4 protein-coding genes are annotated in these 3,363 nt (G+C 67.4%); 3 read left to right on the forward strand and 1 reads right to left on the reverse strand.

Going from position 1 to position 3,363, the window contains the following annotated elements; all coding sequences use genetic code 11:
• The first annotated feature begins 309 nt into the window (after positions 1–309).
• The 3 genes from VF697_RS13300 to VF697_RS13310 all read left to right on the forward strand — a co-directional run bounded on the left by VF697_RS13300 (position 310) and on the right by VF697_RS13310 (position 2,177).
• The gene (locus VF697_RS13300; RefSeq protein WP_331094887.1) at positions 310–786 is read left to right on the forward strand and encodes a hemerythrin domain-containing protein; all 477 of its coding nucleotides are present in this window, start codon (positions 310–312) and stop codon (positions 784–786) included.
• Positions 787–897: 111 nt separating this feature from the next.
• Positions 898–1,404, forward strand: coding sequence for a redoxin domain-containing protein (locus tag VF697_RS13305; protein ID WP_331094889.1), 507 nt, complete (start codon positions 898–900; stop codon positions 1,402–1,404).
• A gap of 89 nt (positions 1,405–1,493) precedes the next feature.
• A complete protein-coding gene (locus VF697_RS13310) occupies positions 1,494–2,177 on the forward strand; it encodes a glycine/sarcosine/betaine reductase selenoprotein B family protein (protein ID WP_331094891.1) in 684 nt (227 codons plus the stop codon).
• Between the two features lie 19 nt (positions 2,178–2,196).
• On the opposite strand, the gene VF697_RS13315 is transcribed toward VF697_RS13310, so the two are convergent.
• On the reverse strand, positions 2,197–3,363 hold a 1,167-nt coding region (locus tag VF697_RS13315), incomplete at its 5' end, for a DUF4139 domain-containing protein (RefSeq protein WP_331094893.1).

Raw genomic sequence — 3,363 nt, forward strand, 5'->3', positions numbered from 1 at the left:
ACCGCGGGGAACGTCTGGTCCCCATGTCCCGCCTGTCCCTGCCAGTCGCCCGCGAGCGACTTCATCCGCTCGAAGGCGGCCTTGGGCTCCACCTTGGTGGGGGCAGCGGGCTCGGCGGCGAAGGCCTGGGCAGCGGCGAACAACGAGGCGACGGCGATGAAACGGTTCATGTGCGGTGTCCTCTCGGGCTGCGGCACGGGGGGCAGCGGAGCGCGGGTATAGCAAAGACGCGTTCACGGGTGCTCGGCTACCCGGCATTCGGGGATGGGCGGCTTGCAGGCAGACGCTCCGATGCGGAGCCTCCCCGGTATGGATCCTATCGAGCTCTTGACGCAGCAGCATGACGAGGCCGAGCTGCTTTTCCAGCAGGTGGCGATGGCGAGCGGGGAAGAGAAGCTCCACCTGTTCCGCCGTCTCGCCTGGCTGCTCACCCTGCATACCCAGCTGGAGGAGCGGCACTTCTACCCGATGGTGAAGCTGGCCGAGACGGAGGACATGTTGCTGCACTCCTTCGATGATCATGCCGAGGCCAAGGCGCTGATCTCGCAGCTGCTGCACCTCGACGCCCGCGACATCCAGTTCGAACCGGCCCTGGTTCGCCTCCGCACCTCTGTCGAGGCGCACGTCGCCGAAGAACGGACCACGCTCTTTCCCCTGGTGCAGCGGCTCCTCTCCGCCGAGCACCTCGCGCGCTTGGGCGCGGAGCTGGCGCTGAGAACGACCGAGCTGGCGCAACCAGGCGCCCTGCCGACCGTTTCGCCCGAGGCTCAGCTGGGAGCGTACTAGAACGCCCCTTGTCGGCTGGCCAACGCCCATGCCGCGCCGTGCCTAAATTCGGGGGTGGGAATGCCTCTAGCGTAGGGCCGCCGTACTCAACCCTCACCCAGGAGATCCGTCATGGCGACGCACAGGCCCATCTGGAAGCTCTCGGTCGGAGAAGAAGCCCCCGACTTCGAGCTCATGGCCACCGGCGACACGGCCGGCAAGGGAGACAAGCACAGGAAGATCCGTCTGAGCGACTACCGCGGCAAGAAGGCCGTGGTGCTCGCCTTCTACCCCGCCGCCTTCACACCTGTTTGAACGATCCAGATGCCCTCGTACGAGGAGGATCTCTCCGAGTTCGAGCGGCGCAATGCCCAGGTCCTGGGCATCTCGACGGATTTGGTTTACAGCAATGATGCGTGGGCGAAGTCGATGGGTGGGTTGTCCTATCCGCTCCTGAGCGACAACTGGCCGTATGGTTTTGTCGCGACCCAGTACGGTGTGATGAGAGGTTCAGGCACCGTGGAACGGGCGATCTTCGTCGTCGATAAGCAGGGCATCGTCCGGTACATCGACATCCACGACATCGCCTCGCAGCCGCCCACCGACAAGATCATGGAGGCACTCGACAAACTGAAATAGGCGCTGGCGCGTGATTCATCGGTGGCAATCCTTCGCGGGGTGGCTCCTACGCGCGGCCACCCCGCGGTCCGCAAGCCCTGGTGAGGCAGATGCAAAAACCGATCGAGCTCTCTCGCTACTGCATTCCGTTCACTCCGTTCCGCCGCAAGCTCGAGGAGTCATCGATCTGCCTCGTGACGACCGCCGCGGTCCGCCAGAAGGATGACAAGCCCTTCGCGCTGGAAGGGGACACGAGCTTCCGGGTCATCCGCAGTGACATGACCACCGCGGACCTCGCCTACGACGACACCCACTACGACCATGCGTGCGTCGACAAGGACCTCAACTGCGTCTTCCCCATCGATCGACTGTGCTCGCTGTCTCGTGAGGGGCGCATCGGGGGCTTGAGCGAGCAGCACTTCTCCCTGGGTTTCAGCCAGGCCCTGCGGGAGCTGCGCGAGACCACCATCCCCGAGCTGGTCCGCGAGGTGGACAAGGTGAGGCCGGACGCGGTGCTGCTCACCGGAGGTTGACGCCTCTGCCATCGCACCGTGGTCACGGTGCAGAGATTCATCGAGATGATCGGCATCCCCACGGTGCTCATCACCGTGGAGCCCGAGGAGAGTGCTCAGGCCCGGCCACCTCGGGCGCTGTGCCCGCGTGGATTCATCGCGGGGCACTCGCTCGGGAAGCCTGGGGAAGAAGCGCTCCAGAAGTGGATCCTCATGGACGCGCTGAACTTGCTGCTGGCCGCGCCCCAGCCCGGGGAGGTCATCACCCGGGACTACACCTGAGCGCACGGCGGCCGCTCGATCAGAGCCCGGCGACCTTGGAGGAACTGGCCACCGCGAAGGCGAAGGCCAGCTCCTGCTGTGAGCGGGGTGGGGCGGCCAGCTCGAAGCGCACGATGCCGTCCTCGCTCACCTTCGCGGGGGCGGGCTTCGTCTGCTCCTGGAGCAGCTTCACCTCCACGGCCTCCACCTCGGAGACAGGCATGCGCTCCTCGAGGACCACCTTCTCGGGGCGGGTGCCGGTGTTGGAGAGGAAGAGCTTCACCTGCTGCGTCCGCGTCCGCCGGCCGGTGAGCCGGTTGGTGTCCTGCTTCGAGTCCACCAGTCGGGCGATGCGCAGGGTGTCCTCGCTGCCAAAGCCCAGCTTGAGCCGCTCGCCCACGCCGGTGAACTTGAGCTGGGCCCGGCCCACGTAGCCACTGGAGCGCACGAGGTCCACCGGGCCGGCCAGCAGCACCGAAGTCCCCCGGTTGTCGAAGCGCGCCACCCGATGCACCAGGGGCGAGTGCTCCGGGTAGCCGATGAGCTCGGACGTCGCTGGGGCGGTGAATTGGAACAGCGGCACGCGGTGGGGCTCGCCATCACTGGGCACGGTGGCCCGGTGCTGCGCCCGCAGCGTCAGCGCCTCACCGCCGTCGTCCAGGCCCGGCATGTCCTCGGCCTGACTGGTGCCGCCCTCGCCGGTGGTCTGGATGACCTCCTCGCGCATGGACACCTCCACCGAGTGCTTCTCCTGCTCGCTCTTGTCGCGCAGCCGCAGCCAGTCCTCCACCAGCTTCGGCGGAGAGGCACCCAGGGTGGGGCGGGCCGTGGAGAAGAGCAGCTCCACGTCCTTCCACTCCTCCTCGGTGTGCTGCCACACCACCGCCTCGCACTCGAGCGTCACCGCCTCACCCTTCTCGGAGGGGGCGAGCGTGGCGCGGTACGCGGGCCGCCACACGGCGCAGGGCACCAGGTACGTCACGCGCAGCGAGACCGTTCCTCCCGCCGGGTGGTTCGCCTCCAGCTCGGCGGAGGTGACGAGCTGGGGCTCCGGCTGCTCGCTCTGGGCGATGGCCGACTGGGCCTCCACCAGCCGCAGCCGTGTCACCTCGGCGTGCTTGCGCGCCGCTCGAAGCCCCTCCTCGGTGGAGGTCGCCTCCTTGCGCACCGTCTCGAGCTGCTCGTGCCAGGACTCCGGCTTCGCGCG

The sequence above is a fragment of the Archangium sp. genome (genome assembly GCF_036388035.1).
Lineage (GTDB): Bacteria > Myxococcota > Myxococcia > Myxococcales > Myxococcaceae > Archangium.

What these genes read in the sequence shown, in the direction of transcription:
- VF697_RS13300 (WP_331094887.1), top strand. Translation starts at nt 310, where the DNA reads ATGGATCCTATCGAGCTCTTGACGCAGCAGCATGACGAGGCCGAGCTG.